This is a genomic window from Spirosoma arboris (genome assembly GCF_009754945.1).
GTDB classification, from domain to species: domain Bacteria; phylum Bacteroidota; class Bacteroidia; order Cytophagales; family Spirosomataceae; genus Spirosoma; species Spirosoma arboris.
This window is the reverse complement of the sequence record NZ_WPIN01000028.1, coordinates 51,278-71,089: the sequence shown is the minus strand read 5'-3', so window position 1 is coordinate 71,089 and position 19,812 is coordinate 51,278. Positions and strand designations below refer to the sequence as shown.

Genomic DNA, 19,812 nt, shown 5'->3' with positions numbered 1-19,812 from the left:
GATAAACTATGGTAAAGCTATCCATTTCAGCTCGTTTCAGCGGACTGTTGGGCGTCGGCTGGATTGTGGGTATTGGTCTGGCAACGGCCCAACCAACTCCCACGCCGGGTATCGCACTCCCGCTCAATGATTTAAGTGCCTTTGCAGCCCCAACACCCAACTGGCGCATTGCTGGTGGCGTTCGGGCCGATCTTAACAAAGAGAACACGCTCACTACCGAAAAAGGAATGGGCGTATTGGTCAACATACCGCTGGCTCATCCCACAGCCGATCCTAAAAATCCTTACAAGTACGATCTGTTCACAACGCTGCAACACGGGGATGTCGATCTGGAATTAGATTACATGATGGCCTCGAAGTCGAATTCGGGCGTGTATCTGCAAGGTCGCTATGAAATACAGCTCCGCGATAGCTGGGAAATCCGCAAGCCCAATGTGCATGACAACGGAGGTGTTTATGAACGCTGGGATGAAAAACGGCCTGAAGGTCACAAAGGCTATGAAGGTCACGCGGCCCGCCAGAATGCCAGCCGGGCGCCCGGTTTATGGCAACACATGAAAATCTCGTTTCAGGCACCCCGCTTTAATGCCAATGGACAGAAGACCGAAAACGGCCGCGTGATTCGGGTTGAGTTAAACGGAGTCATTATTCAGGAAGATGTCGAGCTGACCGGCCCAACGCGCGGCTCTGCCTTTGACGATGAAAAAGCGCTCGGTCCACTCCGCATTCAAGGTGATCATGGTGCGGTCGCTCTTCGCAATATTCGTTACATCACCTACGACAAACCCCGTCCCGAATTGATGAATCTGAAATACGCCGTTTATAAAGGCAAGTTTCAAAAAGAACCTGAGTACGACAAAACGGCTCCCGAATCGGAAGGGGCCACAAAAATATTGTCGGCTTCGGTTAGTCGCATTCCGAATGAATTCCTGATTCGCTACACAGGTACGCTACGGGTTTCGGAACCCGGCGAGTACAGTTTTAACCTGGGTGTTCCGGGGGGCGGTGGCATGATGAAAATCAATAATCAATCCGTAATTGCACCCGGCGAATGGAATGCCAAAGGTAAAGCAACCCTGTCAAAAGGAGATTTGCCGTTTGAGCTGCTCTATTCCAAATTTGTTGATTGGGCTCAACCTGCGCTGGGATTAACCGTTGCTGGTCCAGGTATTCGCGAATATGCGATTAGCGACGGTGTTGGTGGCACGGGCGAAGAGGTAGATCCTATTATTGTAGAGGCCCCCACCAACACGATCCTCCGCAGTTTTATGGATATGCCCGGCGAGAAAAACACCCAGGGGCGCACTCTCCGCGTAACTCACGCTATTTCAGTGGGTAGTCCAGAGCAGGTTCACTATACCTATGACTTAGACAAAGGCGCACTGGTGCAGGTCTGGCGTGGTGGATTCCTGGACGCTACACCTATGTGGCACGAACGGGGCGACGGTTCTTCACGACCGCTGGGTATGGTACAACGGCTGGGTGCTCCCGTCCTGTTTCTGAGTAAACTAGCGTCACCACAGGCAAACTGGATTGCTGATACAACCGGTTCAAATTATCACCCAAAAGGCTACGTACTGGATGAGAGCGATCGCCCAACCTTCCGTTATCAGAGCTATGGAGCATCGGTTGAGGATAAAATTCGTGTGCTGAATGAAGGTAAAGGCGTGCAACGGGAAGTAACGATAACCAACCCTGCCAGCGATCTCTATGCCCGGTTGATTAGTGGTTCCAGCATTAGTGCTCTGGAAAACGGCATGTACCTAGTCGATGGACAGGAATACGTGCGTATCGACGACGTTGCCGGAGCGAAACCCACCATTCGGGAAGCTAACGGACGGCAGGAATTAATTGTGCCGGTAAAGGGGAAATTGACCTATTCGATCTTGTTTTAAACATAGCACGCAGATTACTATGATATGGCTGATTTACGCGGATAAAAAAATAAAAAGATCTGTGTAAATCATAAAAATCCGTGTCATCAGCGTGCCATACATCATTATGAAAAAGATACTGACAACCCTCTTTACGATCGCCAGCCTCACGGGGGTACTGGCGCAGGAATCGCCGAAGGAGGAAGATTTTTTCAAGATTCTGAAAGTAAGCGCACCCGAAGGGACATTGCTCGAAGTTGGTGGTCTGACCGTATTGCCTAATGGCGATTTGGGTGTGGCAACGCGCCGTGGCGATGTCTGGATTGTCGAGAATCCTACTAGTCGTAGTCCCTTCTTCCGGAAATTCGCATCGGGTTTGCACGAGATTTTGGGATTGACTTACAAAGACGGTGCGCTCTATTGCGCCCAGCGTGGCGAATTGACCAAAATGATCGACTCCAATCAGGACGGCAAAGCCGATGTATTCGAGACGATTTACGCCTGGCCGCTATCGGGGCACTATCACGAATACAGTTACGGACCGAAAATTGCACCTGATGGACAATTCTTTATATCGGGCAACGTAGCGTTCGGTGATGAAGAATGGTGGCGGGGTGAAAGCCGCGTTCCCTGGCGGGGATGGACAATGAAAATCAGCGAAAACGGCACCATGCAGCCCTGGGCTACTGGTATGCGCTCCCCTTGCGGCCTTGGGATCTTCGACGGTGAACTTTTCTATGCCGATAATCAGGGCGATTGGATGGGATCAGGTGGTGTTGTGCACGTAAAGAAAGGCGCGTTTGTAGGTCACCCCGCCGGTTTGCGCTGGACGGGATTAGCCAACTCACCCGTCAAATTAACCACTGAACAGTTTACGGCTAAAATCGACGAACGCCGTCGCCGGGATGAAAATGGTCGTGCCATTAAACCCGAAAACGTAATTAACGAAACGCCAAATCTGCTCTACGCCATGAAAGAGCAGTTCCCAAATGCGGAGATTCAGACGCCCGCCGTTTGGTTACCACACGGTATCCTGGGCATTTCCAACTCCGAAATTCTGGAGATTCCACAAGGTGCCTTTGGACCGTTTTCGGGCCAATTACTGGTGGGCGATCAGGGCATGAGTAAAATCTCGCGGGTATTCATGGAAAAAGTGAATGGCGAGTATCAGGGCGGAGCTATTGAATTCCGAAATGGATTTAAGTCTGGTGTGTTGCGTATGGCCTTTGGAAAAGATGGCTCGCTCTTCGTGGGCGAGACCAACCGGGGCTGGGGCTCTGCCGGAGATGCGAATGAAGGCTTGCAACGACTGGTCTGGAACAACGCAGTACCTTTCGAAATGCGTTCGGTGAAAGCGATGCCCGACGGCTTTGAGGTTGAATTTACCAGCCCAGTCGACCGTAAGTCGGCAGAGGATTTGGCGTCGTACCGGGTTGAAAGTTTTCTGTACAAATACCACGCAGTATATGGCAGCCCGACGATTAACAAAGAAGCCCTTCCGCTAAAAGGCGTGAAAGTTTCGGCAGATGGTCTGAAAGCCCGACTGATCGTAGGTGATCTACGCAAATACTACATTCACCAACTGACGTTGGATGGCGTTCGGGGAGCTACGGGGTCGTACTCACTCGTTCATCCGATTGCTTACTACACGCTGAATAATATCCCTGATGGTGAGAAATTAGCCATGAGCGATGTGAGCACGAAGAATTCGGCCGCTGCTCCGGCTACACCTGCTCCAGCACCAGCGTCTACAGAAGCCAGCAAAAAAGCGGCACCAGCCAAAGCAGGAGTTAAACCCGTTACGGGTGGTAAGCCAAAATTGGTAGAAGGTCAAGCAGTAACGATGGCAAAGGCACCAACCTATGAGGAAGTGAAAGGGTTGTTGACCCGCCACACCTGCGCAGCCTGCCACCAGGCTAACAAACGGCAGGTTGGCCCCGCTTTTGCAGATGTAGCCAAACGCAAGTACACCAACGATCAGATTGTGGACTTGATCTACAGTCCTAAACCGCATAACTGGCCCGACTACGCCACCGAAATGCCCCCTATGCCACAAGTTCCCAAAGCCGACGCGCTGAAGATTGCGGCCTGGATCAACTCGCTGGCATCAGCCAGTGGCAGTGACTCAAAAGGTGAGCCGAAGCCGTAAATTTTTGTGATTATTAGTAAACAAAGAGGAGTTATCCCGGAAAAGTCTGGGATAACTCCTCTTTTTGATCCGTATTTTGCCAATAAGACAACTTTGGGACTAAAAATCTAGAAGCCCATTTAACTTAACTTGAATACGGGCCTATCTAATCCCGTATTCAAGTCAAGCGCTTACAGTCTCATAAGTAAACTTGGGTGAATTCATGCGTAATCTGACGCCCTCCTTATAGGCTTCCAATCGGTTATTCAGGCAACTGTCTTCCTCATTATCAATCTGTTTCTCCTGCTCACGACATTCTTTCTGAAACTTTTTTAATTGCTCAAAATCAGCATTGCCGTCGCATAAGTGCGTCAACATCGAGCGGTTAACAGCACCGATTGTATTAGCTCGAACGCTGAAGAATGACTCATCGGAGTTTATATAGGCAGTCAGTGAGTTCAATTTATCGTCATCTGACGGTAAGGAAACTTGTAAATGACGAACAGCAACCAATGGATTAAGCGGGTTATGCTCACGAACACGGTTCTGTAAATTGAAATTATGCTGAATCGCATCTTTGGCCCCAGCCAGTGACGGCGATGAGCCCACTTGCAGAATCGGGAGTTTGAAATGACCGTCGTACCACGTCATTACGTGCGTGTAAACTTTCGCACATTCCTGCGTTATCATTCGCCACAACCACCGATGCTGACCATGTAAAGCAGGCTTCAGTAAAGCAACAGACAGTTCGTGTGTAGATTTTGGATGACGTGGATTCGTCGTGATGCCGGTGAGGGATTTGACAACTTCGCAACCCAATTGGGCCGGTAGCATTTTCAATAAATCTTTCGCAATTGCCTTCGACTCACTGGCACTCGTAGCTCCAAAATTTCCGCGGAATTTATGGTATTGGGCATACGAGAGTCCTTCAGCCAGCGCATCAAAGCATTTTTGAATACAGGGAAAAAGTGTGTTTCCGCACATTAAATGCTCGTAGGCTTCCTGAAGTAGCTGCTCCTCACCAACTTCATCGTAGAGCTGTATTTTAGCGATTGCAAAGCGTATATGGTTATTAATTTCAACCGCGAAAATCTCAGGAGTTATGTGAAAAGACCGAAACTGATTCATGAGCGTCTCAGCACCATACGCTGGAGACTGGATAGCTTCGGTGATATAGCTTACGCCAACAAAATTTTGATAATCAACTCCCTGGGCATCTACTTCAACGCTTTTTAGATTTGCATACCACACCCGCATATCATGATCGGCCTGAGCAACGAGCTGTTGCATTTGGCAGGTTGTTTCCCCCAATCCCTGTTGCTTCATAACAGTGCCCAAACGCGAGTTAGCTGCACAATCGGTATCATTTTTGATCTGATAATATGCTAACAAAGCTTGGTCAAACTCTTTTTTTGCCTGAAGAAAATGCGGGTAATTGGTCGAATCGGTAATGCTTAATACCAAGGGCTGATGATCAAAATCATCGCAGCCACCCAATTCGCCAGGTACACGACTTAATTGGGTCATGGATGTATTAAATCCGTTGAAAACCAGAATCAATTCAGCCGCTTCGGAATCTTTTCCATCGTTCAATAAGCTGGCTGCACGCTTCAGCAAAGCGGCCATGTTGATCAAGGCAACTTCTGCCCCCTGAAATACAGCTTTAATCGCACTGGAATAACTGGGCTGAGCAATAGAAAATGATTCCCGCGCTTTACTCAGCGCATCAATATTCTGAACCAGCCGATATGTAGTGGCCACATAACCAACATGATTGTATAGGCCAGAAAATGTGTCCGTCGATTTCCAGTACGTTTGTTCAAAGGTTTTCATGAGGTTCTTGCTTAGCGAATGGATCTGAATTCTGCTACAAGAATGTTGGTATTTTGAGCTGTAGTTTAGCCGGCTTAGTAGGTGGCACTTTTTCTAAAATAATCGGCGACCTATACTTGACATTCGGCGCTATTTTTTTTGACAGGATTTACAGGATGAACAGGATTTTATCGACAGAACCAATCTTGTTCATCCTGTAAATCCTGTCGAAGAAGAACCTAGACAATACTTGTCGTTACCGAAAAGCAAAATCTATTTCTTATTTTTAAGCTTCATAATCAGCAAACGAAACGACCTATGACACGCTTTTTCGTGGCCGCGTTACTCCTGAGCTCGTCAACGCTCTGGGCACAAAACGGCTCATATACCCTCAATGCGAAACTGGCCGCAGCCAAAGCTCCTGCTAAGGCTTACCTCCGTTACATGGTAGGCAGTACCGCCCAAATGGATTCCGCCCAGCTTCAAAACGGATCATTTTCGTTTAAAGGAACCGTTGAAGGCCCAACCCTGGCGACTTTGTACGTCGATAAACTGGGTACGGGTTTCAGCAGAACCCGCCCCATCGCTGCAACTGGTGTCTACCTCGAATCAGGTGTTATTAACGTAATCAGCCCCGACTCACTGGATAATGTCGTTCTTAGTGGCACTCCTTTAAACGCCGATTATCAGAAGCTAACCAACATGCTCAAGCCTACGTCTGACAAGATGGGGCTATTGATGAAAGAGTATCGGGCGTTAACACCTGAGCAACGGAAATCCAAGGAAATTGAGGAAAGTCTGGACAAACGGTATGAGGCTATTGAAGCCGACCAAAAGAAAGTTAAGGTTCAGTTTATCAAGGAAAATCCGAAGAGTCTGGTCAGTTTGAATACCCTTCAACGCTATGATTATACCCCCGAATACGCCGAAGTGGCACCCATGTTTGATGGCCTATCCGATGCGTTGAAAAATAGCAAAGACGGGCAAGAGTATGCCAAACAATTAGCCAGTGTTAAAGCAACCTCGATTGGTGCCATGGCTCCAGAATTTACCCAAGCTGATACGTCCGGTAAGGCAGTATCGCTCAGTACGTTCCGGGGCAAATATGTGTTGGTTGATTTCTGGGCAAGCTGGTGCGGCCCTTGCCGGGCCGAAAACCCGAACGTGGTGAAAAATTTCCATCAGTATAAAGCCAAAAACTTCACGGTACTCGGTGTTTCGCTGGATCGGCCCAATGCCAAAGAAGCCTGGTTGAAAGCTATTCACAAAGATGGCCTGGACTGGACGCAGGTATCGGACCTAAAATTCTGGGACAACGAAGTAGCCAAGCAATACGGCATCCGGTCGATTCCCCAAAACTTTCTGATCGGCCCCGATGGGAAGATTGTCGCCAAAAATGTGCGGGGTGAGGAGTTGGGCAAGAAATTAAATGAGTTTCTGGTAGCGAAGCCCTGATTTTCGTTGTTTATACCATTACTGGCCCCACCTGTCTTATAAGTGGGGGCCAGTTTTTAGTTTAGCCTATCTATTTATTTATTTCGGCACACCTACTCTATATAAATCAAATCCGCCTTTTCCTCCCGGCCGGTTTGAAGAAAAAACCATCAATTGATTGCTGAATTGTTGGACATTGCATAAAATCGGGCGATACTCGTCGTACGGTGTGTTTATAGTTGCCCCAAAATTAACAGGAGTCGCCCAGTGATCACCATCCCATTTACTGTAATATAAATCGTATCCGCCATACCCTCCTGGTCGGTTCGACGTGAATACTAACGTATTACCACTAATAAAAGGGCATTTATCATCAGCTTCTGTTGATAATTCTAACACACGTTCAATAGGAATATTCGTTAAAGCGGGTAACCTGGTGTGTAGCTCTGTGGGCGATAAAGTAGGGAGCATTGCTCTGTAAATATCAAATGAGCCTCCTCTATTTGAGGTGAAGTAGATTGAACGGTATGTCTGATCAAAGGTTGGATAAGCATCGTCAGCCGAGGAGTTTAGAAATGGAACCAATACAGGCTCCACAAATTGCTTATTACTCCAAGAGTTGGATAACCCAGCTGCAGACTTCACAGAATCCTGATAATTATGCGTCAGATAGATATCCAAATTACCAGTTCGATCTGATGCAAACAACATTAAATATTCACCATTGTGCATATAATATGACTCATCATTACGCAGTAAATCGTGAGCGTATGACCGTATATAAGGTCCAAGTTCATTGGCTGAGGAATTAACTACACTAGTAGCCCAGGTTAAGGGAGTTTGCTCTATAACAGCATCCCAACCTCCATACGGATGATTGTCAAATGTAAATTTTCCATTGTTAAGATCGAACCACGTATTAAGTGATTCATGAATAAAATTAAAATCGGATCGGCCTCCTCGCTTTGAGGAAAAAACGAATGCGATTACATTACCTACCACATGGCTGGTTGAATTATAGTCATCATCCGGGGAATTGATATCGCCAAGATTAGCTGTTGTCTCAGGAAATACTCCTTCGCTGTAATGAGGTTCAAATAGATCACAACCGGCCATGATCAAGAAGCAGGCGAGGACGAATAGACGTTTCATCGTTGAGAATCAGTTTCAGCTTATGGATACAAACTGGCGGCAAATCGTTGTAAAACAAAATAGTCTATAGCGAATAAAATGACTTTAGTATGTCAGAAACGAAAACCGATCTTTACTTTTACTCTATCATGACTACTAAAGCCCTATACAGATCTATACTGTAACGGCGTCTTTTTCCTTATCAACTTACATGATTTCATCGACCGAGGCCGTAATCAAACCGGCTATTCAGGAAAAATTTGAACACCTCTGGCATTTGGTGGGCAACACCCCGATGCTTGAGCTTTTTTATACCGATCGGGGGCAGCCGCGTTCGCTCTATGTCAAATGCGAACATTATAACCTAACCGGAAGCATGAAAGACCGTATGGCGCTTCATGTACTTCATCAGGCTTATCGGCAAGGCCACATCAAACCCGGCGACCGTATTGTGGAAGCTACCAGCGGTAGCTCAGGAATTGCGTTTTCGGCAGTTGGTCGGGCGTTGGGGCATCCGGTCACAATCATCATGCCCGCTGGTATTAGCCAGGAGCGGATTGACATCATTCGGAGTCTGGGTGCTGATATTGTGCTATTTACGAAAGAAGAAGGTGGGTTTATGGGTGCCATCCGCCGGTCAGAAGAATTGGCTGCCAGCGATCCCAATGTGTTTCTGCCTCGTCAGTTTGCCAACCAATACAACGCCGAAGCGCACCGGTTGACGACAGGAAAAGAAATCTGGCTCCAACTCCAAAGCGTGGATATTACGCCCGATGCCTTCGTAGCTGGCGTTGGCACGGGCGGCACCGTTATGGGTGTGGGCCGCTACCTCAAATCGCGCAAACCCGATATTCGTATTCACCCACTCGAACCCGCTGAATCACCAACCTTATCGGTAGGCTACAAAACTGGTACGCACCGCATTCAGGGCTTTTTCGATGAGTTCATTCCGGATATTCTAAAGCTAAATGAGCTAGACAAAGTGGTGCAGGCTAACGATGGCGACTCCATTCTGGTAGCGCAAAAATTGGCCGTTCAGCTAGGGGTGGCCGTCGGGATTTCGTCGGGAGCGAATTTGATTGGTGCCATTAATCTCCAGCGCGAGCTGGGCCCGGATGCCCGCGTCGTCACCATCCTGTGCGATAGCAATAAAAAATACCTCAGTACCGATTTAGTCAAAGAAGAGCCCATAAAACCCGGTTACGTAGCCCCCGATATTGAGTTCACGGACTACCGGCCTATTAGCCGATTGCTAGTGGGAAGGCCGGGAGTATTTTGATACTAAACCTGGAGATTAAAAAAAAGCCGCCCCCGATGATCAGGAGCGGCTTTGTTGCATTATCAGATGTGATTATTAATTCAGCGCGATAACACGACTAGGTGTTACGGGTTGTTGCGTGGCAATTGTCACTTTGTGCGATGTTGTTTCAACACCATTGGTGATCTCTACTTGGTAAACGCCATCCGCTAGTTCACTCAAATTTAAGCGAGTCCGGTATTTGCTTTCGTTTTTGCCCAGATGGCGCGTGAAAACTACTTTGCCTTCGGCGTCTTTCAGGCTAACATCAACGGCGCCACCTTTTTGCTTATCAAGAGCGATGCTGAGTTTTCCACTGTTTGTTGTGTATATGGCCGATTGATACGAAGCTGCTGTTGTGCCGGGGTTGATCTCAGCGAACGTAGCGGCAGACGTAGCGACACCTAAAGTAAGGGCTAATGCGAGTGATTTGATGAGCGTTTTCATGATGGTTATGTTTTATGTTGTCTACTGTTTAGCGGGGTTGTTCCCGATTGTTGAATCAAAGGTATAGGCTATGGCTGGTACTATGTATTGCAAACTACTGGAACGGTCGGCGGACTGGATGAATGGCGAGAAAGTAAGGATGGTTGAGTGAATGGGATCGCCTTATTTCAGTTAAACTTCTATTAAAAGTGGTCCAGTACGTCCTGTTTCGTGTTAATAACCTACCTGAGGGATAGTTAACCACACGAATCAACAGTATGGAGAACACTGGAACCCAGGCTCAGCTTGAGCCATTCCGCACAAAATGGACATCCGACGACGTAAAGCATTTGCTTCGACGCACGATGTTTGGAGCGAAACCTGACGACGTTGCGCACCTACAAACGCTCTCGCTCAAAAAGGCGTTGAACGAATTACTGGTTGATGAGCCAGCTCCGGCTCCACCCATTAATAACTACAACGACGATAAATTCACCGACGACGAAATAGCGGCCGGCGAAACCTGGACGACCTCCATCAACTACGATGGTATGAATAACGGTCGGCGAAAAAACTCCTTTAAAGCGTGGTGGCTGGGCCTGATGCTAAATCAGAATCGTACCCTGCGCGAAAAGATGGTGGTCTTCTGGCACAACCATTTCGTTACCGAAACCAACATGGTCGATAATGCGCTGATGTGTTACCGCAATAATGCATTGATACGTACGCATGCGCTGGGCAATTTCAAAGATCTGGTCAAAGCCGTGACGAAAGACCCGGCCATGCTGAAGTACCTCAATGGAACGTCCAACAACAAAAAAGCGCCCGACGAAAATTACGGTCGTGAGTTGCAGGAATTGTTCACAGTGGGAAAAGGCCCAGGTTCGCACTACACCGAAGCAGATGTAAAAGCAGCCGCGAAAGTATTGACTGGTTTCCGGAACGATACCACTACGTTCGTCAGCATTTTTGATCCTGGTCGGCATGACAGCAACGACAAAACCTTTTCAGACTTTTACCAGAATACGACCATCAAAGGCCGTCGCGGATCGGAGGGTGAACAGGAACTGGATGACCTGCTCACCATGATTTTCGCGCAGGATGAAGTGGCCCGGTTTATCTGCCGAAAGCTCTATCGGTATTTCGTTTATCATGAGATTGATGCCGATACTGAAGCCAAGGTCATTACACCGTTAGCGGCTGTATTCCGATCCAATAAGTATGAGATCAAACCCGTGTTGCGCGAACTGTTCGGGAGTCAGCATTTTTTTGATACCACTAACCGAGGGGTACTCATTAAAAGTCCGCTTGATTTTACGATAGGTCTCTGTCGGGAATATGGCATTGCTTTTCCTGATGCCACAGCCTATGCCGATCAATATGGGCTTTGGTCGGCCATTCAGAATCAGACGGCTAGCATGCAACAGAATATCGGCGACCCACCAAACGTGGCGGGTTGGCCTGCCTATTATCAGGAACCCATGTTCGATAAGCTCTGGGTAAACTCCGATACGCTTCCCAAGCGTAATGTTTTTTCGGACGGAATGACCAACGGCAACATTGGCCGGAACGGCAAAAAGCTGCTGATCGATGTCGTGGCATTCACTCAATCCTTACCCAACCCTGCTGATCCGGCAGCACTGATTGACGATGCTGTCCGGCGACTGTATGCCATCGATTTACCTGACAAAGACAAGCAGTACATAAAAACGAGCATTTTACTGTCGGGCTTGCAGGGTGGCATGTCGGATCATTACTGGACACAGGCCTGGCAAAATCTGACCACCACTCCCGACGATGCCGCGAACAAAACCAACGTAACAAAGAAGTTAAAGAGCTTGTACAAATACCTGATGAATCTACCTCAGTATCAACTAACCTAATGGCGAATGAGCGAAAATGGCCCATTCCAGTTTACGCTCTTTCACTTATTCACTCTTTCGCTCTTTAATTATGCAACGTCGAGACTTCATAAAACATACTGCCCTGGCTGGGGTCGTGCTGCCTCAGTTTCTGAATGGCTTTTCGATTCGGGTAATGGCCCAAACGTCATTGATGCCCGCCATTGGGCACGACCTACCAAACGACCGGGTGTTGGTGCTTATTCAGCTTGTCGGCGGAAATGATGGCTTGAATACGGTTATTCCGGTCGACCAATACGGTGCTTATCAGGCAGCACGCCCAAACATTGCTCTACCACAGAACAAAATCCTGAAGTTGAACGGGGCCGATGCTACGGCGATACATCCCGCGCTCTCCGAAATACAACAGCTTTTCAATGAAGGGAAAGCGGGTATCGTTCAGGCTGTCAGTTACCCCAAACCAAACTTCTCCCATTTCCGCGCCACCGACATCTGGATGACGGGGTCCGATTCCGACAAAATTCTGAATACGGGCTGGGCGGGTCGTTACCTGAACGATACGTTTCCGGGCTTTCCCGAAAAGTACCCGACAGAAACCATGCCCGATCCATTAGCCATTCAAATAGGTTCGGTCGTTGCGTCGGCGTTTCAGGGGCCAGCGTTCCCAATGGGGTTAGCCATCAGCAATCCGGCTTCTTTTTATGACCTCGTTGAGGACAAAACCGAAACAGTGCCCAATACCCGATGGGGTGACCAATTGGCGTATCTGGAAAAAGTTTCGCAGAAAACGGATCAGTATGCAGGAGTGATCAAGAAAGCAGCTCAAAGCGTTACAAAACAATCAGATAAGTACCCCGCACCAGGTAAAAATCCCCTTGCCGATCAATTGAAAATTGTAGCCCGATTGGTAGCGGGTGGCCTTCGAACCAAAGTATACCTGGTGAGTCTAAGCGGTTTCGATACGCACGCAAAACAGGTTGAGCCTGACGACACAACGACGGGTGTGCAGGCTCAATTGCTGCGCAGGGTATCCGAAGCCGTTGGTGCGTTTATGGACGATTTGAAAGGCTTGAATGCCGCCGATCGGGTGATGGGTATGACGTTTTCGGAGTTTGGTCGGCGAATCAAATCCAATGCCAGCGGAGGTACAGATCACGGCGCGGCTGCCCCGGTTTTTTATTTTGGCAATGCCGTCAAAGGTGGTATAATCGGAACAAATCCGCAATTGCCGACTAATGTAACGGTCAACGATAATGTGGCCATGCAACATGACTTCCGATCCGTTTACGCAACAGTTTTACAACAATGGCTCAACCTGCCACCCAGCGATATTCAGACTGTATTAATGGGCCAATTTCCGTTACTACCAATGGTGTAAAGTAGCCCGGCCCGCTACCAATCAGCGAGTCAGCAAGCCTGCGTCCAGTACAAACTGCGCACCCGTTACATAGCGGGCGCCATCAGAAACCAAATACAAGACCATAGCCGAAACATCTTCGGGTTCAACCCAGGGAACGGGTAGCAGATTGCCCGCCGAACGTTCGGCTATTTCCTGCGTAGTCGTGCCTTCCAGTTCAGCCAGTCCGTCGTTCATGGGTGTGTTTACACCCGTTGGGTGAATGGAATTGACCCGAATAGTGTAAGGAGCCAGCTCAATTGCCCACGATTTCGTCAGGCCAACCAGCCCCCATTTCGAGGCTGCATAGTGGCTCAGGCGATTCATACCCCGCAGCCCGGCGATGGATGAATTATTGATTATAACACCCGATTTCTGCTCCATCATGACCGGAATCACGCGTTTAGCTACCAGCCAGGCGCCTTTCAGATTGATGTCGATCGTAGCATCCCATTCTTCTTCGGGCAATTCATGAACCAGTCCGTAGGCACAGATCCCCGCATTATTAAACAGAATATCGATCCGTCCAAATTCAGCGACAGCGGTATCGACAGCCGGTTTTATATCCTCATCCCGTCGAACATCACCCTGCACACTCAGACATGTCACGCCTAAGGCTTCAACCGCTCGTTTTAATGACTCCAGCTCACTTTCGGAGCCAAGGGCATAGCCCGGATACGTTAATGGTTTAGCCAGATCGAAGGCCACAATATGGATTCCCTCTTTGGCCAATGTCAGCGCCACAGCTCTACCTTGACCGTGAGCAGCGCCCGTAATGAAGGCCACTTTGCCTTGTAAATCAGCCATGAGTTACGGGTGAGTTTGTGGTTGGGTTAGCGGAAGATAGGGATAGAGATATTCATCAACAGTTACCTCCAGAACATTATTGAAGATATTGGTCGCAATCATCTGACCCGCAAAAGCGACCAGTACTACGATTTGCGCATCGGTATAACGTTCAGCAATGGGTGCATAGATTTCATCCGAAACGTCGCCTTTATTCTGCGCAATGGCACTTCCGAAGTTAATGACGTCCTGTTCATGCTCTGTCAGCTGAATGTCTTCGGGTCGCTCGCCATTGTCGATGATGATTCGGCGAAAAAACGTGGTGCACACCGGGCAATCCGACCCTTCTGAAATGGCATGGGCATACAAATACGCCAGTCGATCACCTACAATCCCCTTCACCTGTTCGTACAATGGATACCACTGCATATACACCTGAAAGGCCAGCAGCGAGCGCCCTAGTGTGGCTTTCATGTTGGTGATGCGGCTGCCGGCATGATCGGCAACGTGTGCATCAAAAGCGGCCTGAACATCAGGCGTTGCTTCGTTGTACGGAAGGGGAGTAATGCGGGGCATAAGCAAATAAAATTACAATTTACGCAATCGTTCGGCGGCTTCCTTCAGAATGGCATCGTCTTTGGCAAAGCAGAACCGCAGAATTTTGTAATCGTTTTTCTGATGGTAAAATACCGAAACCGGAATCGAAGCGACGCCAATTTCTTTAGTCAGTCGAATGGCTAAATCATAGTCTGGCTCATCGGTAATAGCGGTATACGAAACTGTTTGAAAGAAACTCCCCTCCGCCGGTTTCCAGGTAAATCGAGAACCTTGCAAACCAGCCAGAAACAGGTCGCGCTTGTGCTGGTAGAAATCTGGTAACTGACGGTAATGATCTGGATTTTTCAGATAATCGGCCAGTGCATATTGAATTGGCGTAACTGTGCTGAACGTCAGATACTGATGAATCTTCCGAAACTCAGTACTTAGTTCTTTCGGAGCTAAGCAATAGCCTATTTTCCAGCCAGTAATGTGAAACGTTTTACCAAATGAACCGATGATAAACGTGCGCTCCCGCAACTCGGGGTGTGTCATGAGTGAATTATGGATTCGCCCATCGAACAGAATGTGTTCATACACTTCGTCACTTACGATCCAGATGTCACGATCACGTATCAGGTTCGCCAGTTGATCCAGATCATCCGTCGTCCAGACGTGGCCACTTGGATTATGGGGTGTATTGACCAGAATCAGCCGGGTTTTATCCGTGATTTTCTCGCGCACTGCCTGCCAGTCAATGCTATAGTCGGGCGGGGTTAGCGTGACGTAAACGGGTATACCACCGTTCAGATCAATAGCGGGCACGTAGCTGTCGTAGGCAGGTTCAAATACCAGTACCTCATCGCCCGGACGAACCACTGCCGTGACAGCCGCAAAAATGGCCTCGGTCGCCCCCGACGTAACCGTAATTTCCGTTTCGGGATCATAATTTACCCCGTACTGATCGGCCGTTTTCTGAGCCAGTGCCTCTCGCAAAGCCGGAACTCCCGTCATGGGCGCGTACTGATTAAACCCATTCCGCAAGTATTTTTCAACCAACGACACTAATTCAGGCGAACAATCGAAGCCCGGAAAGCCCTGCGATAGATTGATAGCGCCGGTTTCAGCCGCCAGTTTTGACATGACCGTAAAGATCGTCGTGCCAACAGTCGGTAGTTTGGATTTGAGATTCGCCAGTGTAGTTATGTGGTTAGTCATTGGTACTTACAAAGCCGTATTGTAGCCATCGGAAAACAGTTCACCGAGCGATAGCTTGTCGATATAAGGGTCAAGTTCGTTAGTGTCGGCCAGAACGCGCACCAAATTAGCACTATACTTTCGCTGGCAAATCCACATCTCCACAAAAAATGTATTAACGGCGTACAAATGCAGCCAGAAACCAGGAATCCGTCGCGCTTCGAGGAGTGTGCCTTGTTGCCAAATCAGATTTAACTGATCCTGATAAGCCAGGCTATGAAAGTAGTCGACGCCATTGTTATCGAAATTACGTTGCATAGCTGTCAGTGATCGCCGTAGCGTTTTTCACCCGCGGTAACTGCCAGTGCCAGCTTGTTTTGTTTAGGCGGCAACGGACAGGTAGCAAATGCAGTGAAGGCACAAGGTGGGTTGATGGCCTGATTAAAATCGAGTGTTGTTGTACCGTCAGAGCCAGCTTTAGCCGCGTACAGGAACCGACCAGAGCCGTAGGTTTCGTGCGTATTGGTCGGATCGCCGAATAGAATAAACAGCTTTTCGCCTTCGCCCGCAGCATCCAGCCGATACGTTTTACCCGCCCGCTCAAACACGAGCGTACCTGCTAGTGGATATTGCGAAATTTGGCCAATCACATCCATAATTGGAATCGTTTTGGGCTCCGATGGCACTTCCAGACGAGCTTTTACTTTCCAGGTTTCGTCTACAGGATAGCGGTCGATTCCGTGAAATTCGCTCAGAAGTGGACTTTCCAGGTCGCGCAACCGAACGCCGTATTTTTCACCCCGTTTAATAATGAACCATCGGAGCGATCCATGTTGCAGGGTTACCACCTTTTTACTTTCAGGTGAGAAAATCGTTTCTGTTGTCAGAACAGGTTGCGGCTTTTCTGTACCGGTAGTTGGTTTGTCAACAAGTACAGCGGCTTCGGGCGCGTGCGTAAATGTGACTGTACCCTTGGTGAGTTGAAACGTACCCAATTGAGCGGGTGACTTGCCAGACGGAAACGTAATATCATTGCCAGGATCACCACCTACTTTATTCTCGCCTTCCTTCAACCAAAACAAGCCCGCTACATTCAGCCAGCCCGATTCACTTTTGAGCGATTTCAGTCGGTTCTGATGCCACTCGTCAATCTGTGCTTTGTAAGATGGTTCATCTGTGGCTCGCCAGCCCACTGTGGCTAGCATAGCTAATAACCACAAACCGAAAAAACTACCCGAATAGATGTTTAGCGTCTTGTTTGATGAATCAGTGCGTTTCATAGTGAGGAACCGTAGAGTAAGTGAAAATATCGTTTTTGAATGCCAGAGAAATACGCCCAAAGCGACAGGGCCCCAATGTAGCCCAGCACAATGATCATGGGGTAACCTAAAACAGTATAAAGAGCAAGCCAAAGGACTGCCACCCGACCAATTTCAAGATACAGTACCCATTGACGCTGTTCAAGCAAGGCACCGCAGTTGATCAGGGTGAGTAATATAAACAAAGCCGTCAGCAACTGAAGATAAGCAGGAACGTAGGCTTCAATCAGCAGAAAAGCGAACAGAATCATGAGGATACCAGCCATTTGCCCAATTACATACCCTTTAAACCGGCGGCTTTTATGGTGAATAGTTAAACGCCCTGCCGTATCGGCTGATAAAAAACGCCCTTCCAATTCCTCCCGAATGCCGGGATCAATCGAATCAGGCCGACCGAACAACACACGCACTTTCGCTGACCAGCCGTTTGCCCGCCGAGCGGCTACGAGCACTTCGAGTAGTCCGTGAAAATGCTGCCATAAAAAACTATGGCTATCCAGTGGCTTGGTCAATCCATAAACTGGCTCTGCCTGTTCTTCCCTAAATGTGCCAAATAGTTTGTCCCAGATAATAAGCACGTCGCCGTAATTTTTGTCCAGATATTCGGGGTTACTGGCATGGTGAACCCGGTGGTGTGAGGGCGTAACTAATACGTACTCAAGCCAACCCAGTTTGCCAATTGTGCGGGTATGTATAAAAAAAGGATATAAGCCGTGAAGCAGGAGAATGGTCGTAATCATCTCCGCTGGAAAACCAATAACAGGCAAAATAGACCAGAAACCCGTGCGTACAATGGCCTGAAAAACGGTAATTCGGGCAGAAACCGTATAGTTGAAGTCGTCGCTTTGGTGATGTACGATATGAACTGCCCAAAATAGGTTGATTTCGTGCGCCAATCGGTGATACCAATACCAGACAAAGTCCGTTGCGATGAACACGCCTAGCCAACCCCAGACATTAGACCGGATGTCGAGCAGTGCGTAATGCTGATGCAGGTAGTCGTACACGAAGTAAAACACACCAACCGTGAAGCTATCCAGCAGTCGCTCGGCAATACCGACGTTCAGATTCGCTATTGAATTATTGAATTGAAAATAACTCTTCTTCTGCCTTTTCGCGACAAGATATTCCACGCCCATAAAGAACAGGAACAGTGGAACGGCAAATGCAAGCCAATTGAATTGCATACGTAATTGATCAAATTTATTGTCTACAGAGACACTGAGACTACTGAGTTTTAATTGCTTACTTATTCATCCCAACCCCTTATATACTTTGTGTTTTCTGTGTCTCCGTGTTTAAAATTTAGTTCTGGATTCTGGCTGCAAACCGGTGATAAAACGGCGTTTTGCTAGACGCACTTTTCGGCTGGTATTCGCCTGTGATAATAGGGATGTACATAACCCGCCGACGACTTTCGGCCCCAAGCTTTGGTGATTGCTCTACGCGGTGCCACAGGCTACCATTATGAATTGTCAGATCACCGGCTTCAATATCAAAACCTACTTCGCGTGGATCGGGCCGATGGTCGATGAACTGGCGCTTGCGGAATAGGGTCATCAGCGTGTTTTGCTTATGGGTACCGGGTAGCACGCGCAGGCCACCGTTACTAATCGGGCAATCGTCTAAATGCAGCCCCACATTCAGCATAGGTCGAATACGATGCCCCAGAAACAAATCGCGCGGGCTGTCGGTATGCCAGCCCATGCGGGAGAAATTACTTTCGGGAGTTCGTACGTAGTGATTGACCACTAATCCGTCTTTTTCTATTTCATTAATACGACCGTCGTAGGGTTGTAATAGAGTAGTTAGTGCCTGCAAGCGCTCATCCTGTAAAAACTCGCGCAACATGGGGCTGAACAACGAGGCAAAAGCAAACCGCTGCACAATCGTCTGCCCATTTTCATCACGACCAAATTTAAGGGGTGTTCCGTTTATTTTATCTACTTTTTCGGCAAGCCAATTCGCTTCAATTCGCTGTAACTCCTGTAAAAAAAGCTGTACTGTATCGCGACTAACGAAGTTTTTAATGTGTAGAAAGCCGTTTTTGTTGAAAAAGGCCGTTTGGTTGTCGGTTAGTGTTGCTGATGGCTGAATAGCAACAGGATGTTCAGATACTACCATTGATGTATTCAATTGATGAAAAATCCATTTAACTATTTACTATATAGAATTAGTATATTAAACTTGATAATGAAAAGCAAACTGTCGTTTGCCAAAAAAATCAGGTCGTTAACGTAATTCTACTTACGATTCAGGGCTGATTTGCTATAGAAAATAAGGCAATGTGTTTAGTATAAACGATATTTAGAAGGATACTGAGCTCATATTTAAAAAAAATATCGCCCTTACGTATAGCTCTATTAATCAACTAATTGCCTACTAAAATCTACACAAACCGTGTTCCAGAAGGGGATTACTCTGCTAGACTTATGGGCAAAGATGAATAGCACATTTCAGTATTCCAAATTTTTTTCAGGCTGCTCGTACAATAGAAAGTAGATAGTGTCGAATTTACACTTTATTTCATACTAACTAAAAAAGATTTTTTTGTCTTTTTTGGATACATAAATCTACAACCAATTACCGTCCTATAATGAAACATAATGTACG

At 47.8% G+C, this 19,812-nt stretch carries 16 protein-coding genes; 6 read left to right on the top strand and 10 right to left on the bottom strand.

Features of this window, described 5'->3' with window-relative positions; translation table 11 throughout:
• Nucleotides 1-8 precede the first annotated feature (8 nt).
• The gene (locus GO755_RS38300; RefSeq protein WP_157590726.1) at nt 9-1,895 is read left to right on the top strand and encodes a family 16 glycoside hydrolase; all 1,887 of its coding nucleotides are present in this window, start codon (nt 9-11) and stop codon (nt 1,893-1,895) included.
• Nucleotides 1,896-2,001: 106 nt separating this feature from the next.
• The gene (locus GO755_RS38295) at nt 2,002-4,023 is read left to right on the top strand and encodes a c-type cytochrome (RefSeq protein ID WP_157590725.1); all 2,022 of its coding nucleotides are present in this window, start codon (nt 2,002-2,004) and stop codon (nt 4,021-4,023) included.
• Between the two features lie 162 nt (nt 4,024-4,185).
• Here GO755_RS38295 and GO755_RS38290 read toward each other — a convergent pair whose 3' ends face one another.
• Complete coding sequence (locus tag GO755_RS38290) at nt 4,186-5,835, bottom strand: hypothetical protein (protein WP_157590724.1); 1,650 nt, start codon at nt 5,833-5,835, stop codon at nt 4,186-4,188.
• Nucleotides 5,836-6,132: 297 nt separating this feature from the next.
• Between GO755_RS38290 and GO755_RS38285 the strand changes: the two genes are divergently transcribed.
• Entirely contained in the window at nt 6,133-7,269 is a 1,137-nt protein-coding gene (locus GO755_RS38285; protein WP_157590723.1) for a TlpA disulfide reductase family protein, read from the top strand.
• Nucleotides 7,270-7,347: 78 nt separating this feature from the next.
• On the opposite strand, the gene GO755_RS38280 is transcribed toward GO755_RS38285, so the two are convergent.
• Entirely contained in the window at nt 7,348-8,400 is a 1,053-nt protein-coding gene (locus tag GO755_RS38280; protein WP_157590722.1) for a PD40 domain-containing protein, read from the bottom strand.
• A gap of 190 nt (nt 8,401-8,590) precedes the next feature.
• On the opposite strand from GO755_RS38280, the gene GO755_RS38275 reads away from it, so the two are divergent.
• Nucleotides 8,591-9,658 (top strand): PLP-dependent cysteine synthase family protein, encoded by a 1,068-nt coding sequence (locus tag GO755_RS38275; RefSeq protein WP_157590721.1) that lies wholly within the window; start codon nt 8,591-8,593, stop codon nt 9,656-9,658.
• 75 nt (nt 9,659-9,733) lie between these two features.
• Here the strand turns inward: GO755_RS38275 and GO755_RS38270 are convergent, their stop codons facing one another.
• Entirely contained in the window at nt 9,734-10,123 is a 390-nt protein-coding gene (locus tag GO755_RS38270) for a T9SS type A sorting domain-containing protein (protein WP_157590720.1), read from the bottom strand.
• A gap of 257 nt (nt 10,124-10,380) precedes the next feature.
• On the opposite strand from GO755_RS38270, the gene GO755_RS38265 reads away from it, so the two are divergent.
• Nucleotides 10,381-11,985 carry a DUF1800 domain-containing protein gene (locus GO755_RS38265; protein ID WP_157590719.1) on the top strand — a complete coding sequence of 535 codons (1,605 nt, stop codon included), beginning with the start codon at nt 10,381-10,383 and terminating at the stop codon, nt 11,983-11,985.
• A gap of 70 nt (nt 11,986-12,055) precedes the next feature.
• Complete coding sequence (locus tag GO755_RS38260; RefSeq protein ID WP_157590718.1) at nt 12,056-13,342, top strand: DUF1501 domain-containing protein; 1,287 nt, start codon at nt 12,056-12,058, stop codon at nt 13,340-13,342.
• Between the two features lie 21 nt (nt 13,343-13,363).
• Here the strand turns inward: GO755_RS38260 and GO755_RS38255 are convergent, their stop codons facing one another.
• From GO755_RS38255 to GO755_RS38225, 7 genes are all read right to left on the bottom strand, one after another.
• Nucleotides 13,364-14,167: a mycofactocin-coupled SDR family oxidoreductase gene (locus GO755_RS38255; RefSeq protein WP_157590717.1), complete on the bottom strand. Its 804-nt coding sequence runs from the start codon at nt 14,165-14,167 to the stop codon at nt 13,364-13,366.
• A 3-nt stretch (nt 14,168-14,170) separates the two neighbouring features.
• Nucleotides 14,171-14,722: a carboxymuconolactone decarboxylase family protein gene (locus GO755_RS38250; RefSeq protein ID WP_157590716.1), complete on the bottom strand. Its 552-nt coding sequence runs from the start codon at nt 14,720-14,722 to the stop codon at nt 14,171-14,173.
• Nucleotides 14,723-14,734: 12 nt separating this feature from the next.
• Nucleotides 14,735-15,901, bottom strand: coding sequence for a pyridoxal phosphate-dependent aminotransferase (locus tag GO755_RS38245; RefSeq protein WP_157590715.1), 1,167 nt, complete (start codon nt 15,899-15,901; stop codon nt 14,735-14,737).
• 6 nt (nt 15,902-15,907) lie between these two features.
• A complete protein-coding gene (locus GO755_RS38240; RefSeq protein ID WP_157590714.1) occupies nt 15,908-16,198 on the bottom strand; it encodes a hypothetical protein in 291 nt (96 codons plus the stop codon).
• Between the two features lie 5 nt (nt 16,199-16,203).
• Nucleotides 16,204-17,160, bottom strand: a complete 957-nt coding sequence (locus tag GO755_RS38235) for a DUF1684 domain-containing protein (RefSeq protein WP_157590713.1) — start codon at nt 17,158-17,160, stop codon at nt 16,204-16,206.
• Nucleotides 17,157-18,386 carry a sterol desaturase family protein gene (locus GO755_RS38230; RefSeq protein ID WP_157590712.1) on the bottom strand — a complete coding sequence of 410 codons (1,230 nt, stop codon included), beginning with the start codon at nt 18,384-18,386 and terminating at the stop codon, nt 17,157-17,159. The genes GO755_RS38235 and GO755_RS38230 overlap by 4 nt, the downstream gene beginning before the upstream one ends.
• Before the next feature lie 118 nt (nt 18,387-18,504).
• Nucleotides 18,505-19,323, bottom strand: a complete 819-nt coding sequence (locus GO755_RS38225; RefSeq protein ID WP_157590711.1) for a phytanoyl-CoA dioxygenase family protein — start codon at nt 19,321-19,323, stop codon at nt 18,505-18,507.
• Between the last annotated feature and the right edge of the window lie 489 nt (nt 19,324-19,812).

Excerpts from the sequence above, each read along its gene's own strand:
- GO755_RS38285 (WP_157590723.1), top strand. The coding sequence starts at position 6,133 with ATGACACGCTTTTTCGTGGCCGCGTTACTCCTGAGCTCGTCAACGCTC.
- GO755_RS38280 (WP_157590722.1), bottom strand. The coding sequence starts at position 8,400 with ATGAAACGTCTATTCGTCCTCGCCTGCTTCTTGATCATGGCCGGTTGT.
- GO755_RS38235 (WP_157590713.1), bottom strand. The coding sequence starts at position 17,160 with ATGAAACGCACTGATTCATCAAACAAGACGCTAAACATCTATTCGGGT.
- GO755_RS38275 (WP_157590721.1), top strand. The coding sequence starts at position 8,591 with ATGATTTCATCGACCGAGGCCGTAATCAAACCGGCTATTCAGGAAAAA.
- GO755_RS38270 (WP_157590720.1), bottom strand. The coding sequence starts at position 10,123 with ATGAAAACGCTCATCAAATCACTCGCATTAGCCCTTACTTTAGGTGTC.
- GO755_RS38225 (WP_157590711.1), bottom strand. The coding sequence starts at position 19,323 with ATGGTAGTATCTGAACATCCTGTTGCTATTCAGCCATCAGCAACACTA.
- GO755_RS38250 (WP_157590716.1), bottom strand. The coding sequence starts at position 14,722 with ATGCCCCGCATTACTCCCCTTCCGTACAACGAAGCAACGCCTGATGTT.
- GO755_RS38290 (WP_157590724.1), bottom strand. The coding sequence starts at position 5,835 with ATGAAAACCTTTGAACAAACGTACTGGAAATCGACGGACACATTTTCT.
- GO755_RS38260 (WP_157590718.1), top strand. The coding sequence starts at position 12,056 with ATGCAACGTCGAGACTTCATAAAACATACTGCCCTGGCTGGGGTCGTG.
- GO755_RS38265 (WP_157590719.1), top strand. The coding sequence starts at position 10,381 with ATGGAGAACACTGGAACCCAGGCTCAGCTTGAGCCATTCCGCACAAAA.
- GO755_RS38295 (WP_157590725.1), top strand. The coding sequence starts at position 2,002 with ATGAAAAAGATACTGACAACCCTCTTTACGATCGCCAGCCTCACGGGG.
- GO755_RS38230 (WP_157590712.1), bottom strand. The coding sequence starts at position 18,386 with ATGCAATTCAATTGGCTTGCATTTGCCGTTCCACTGTTCCTGTTCTTT.
- GO755_RS38255 (WP_157590717.1), bottom strand. The coding sequence starts at position 14,167 with ATGGCTGATTTACAAGGCAAAGTGGCCTTCATTACGGGCGCTGCTCAC.
- GO755_RS38300 (WP_157590726.1), top strand. The coding sequence starts at position 9 with ATGGTAAAGCTATCCATTTCAGCTCGTTTCAGCGGACTGTTGGGCGTC.
- GO755_RS38240 (WP_157590714.1), bottom strand. The coding sequence starts at position 16,198 with ATGCAACGTAATTTCGATAACAATGGCGTCGACTACTTTCATAGCCTG.
- GO755_RS38245 (WP_157590715.1), bottom strand. The coding sequence starts at position 15,901 with ATGACTAACCACATAACTACACTGGCGAATCTCAAATCCAAACTACCG.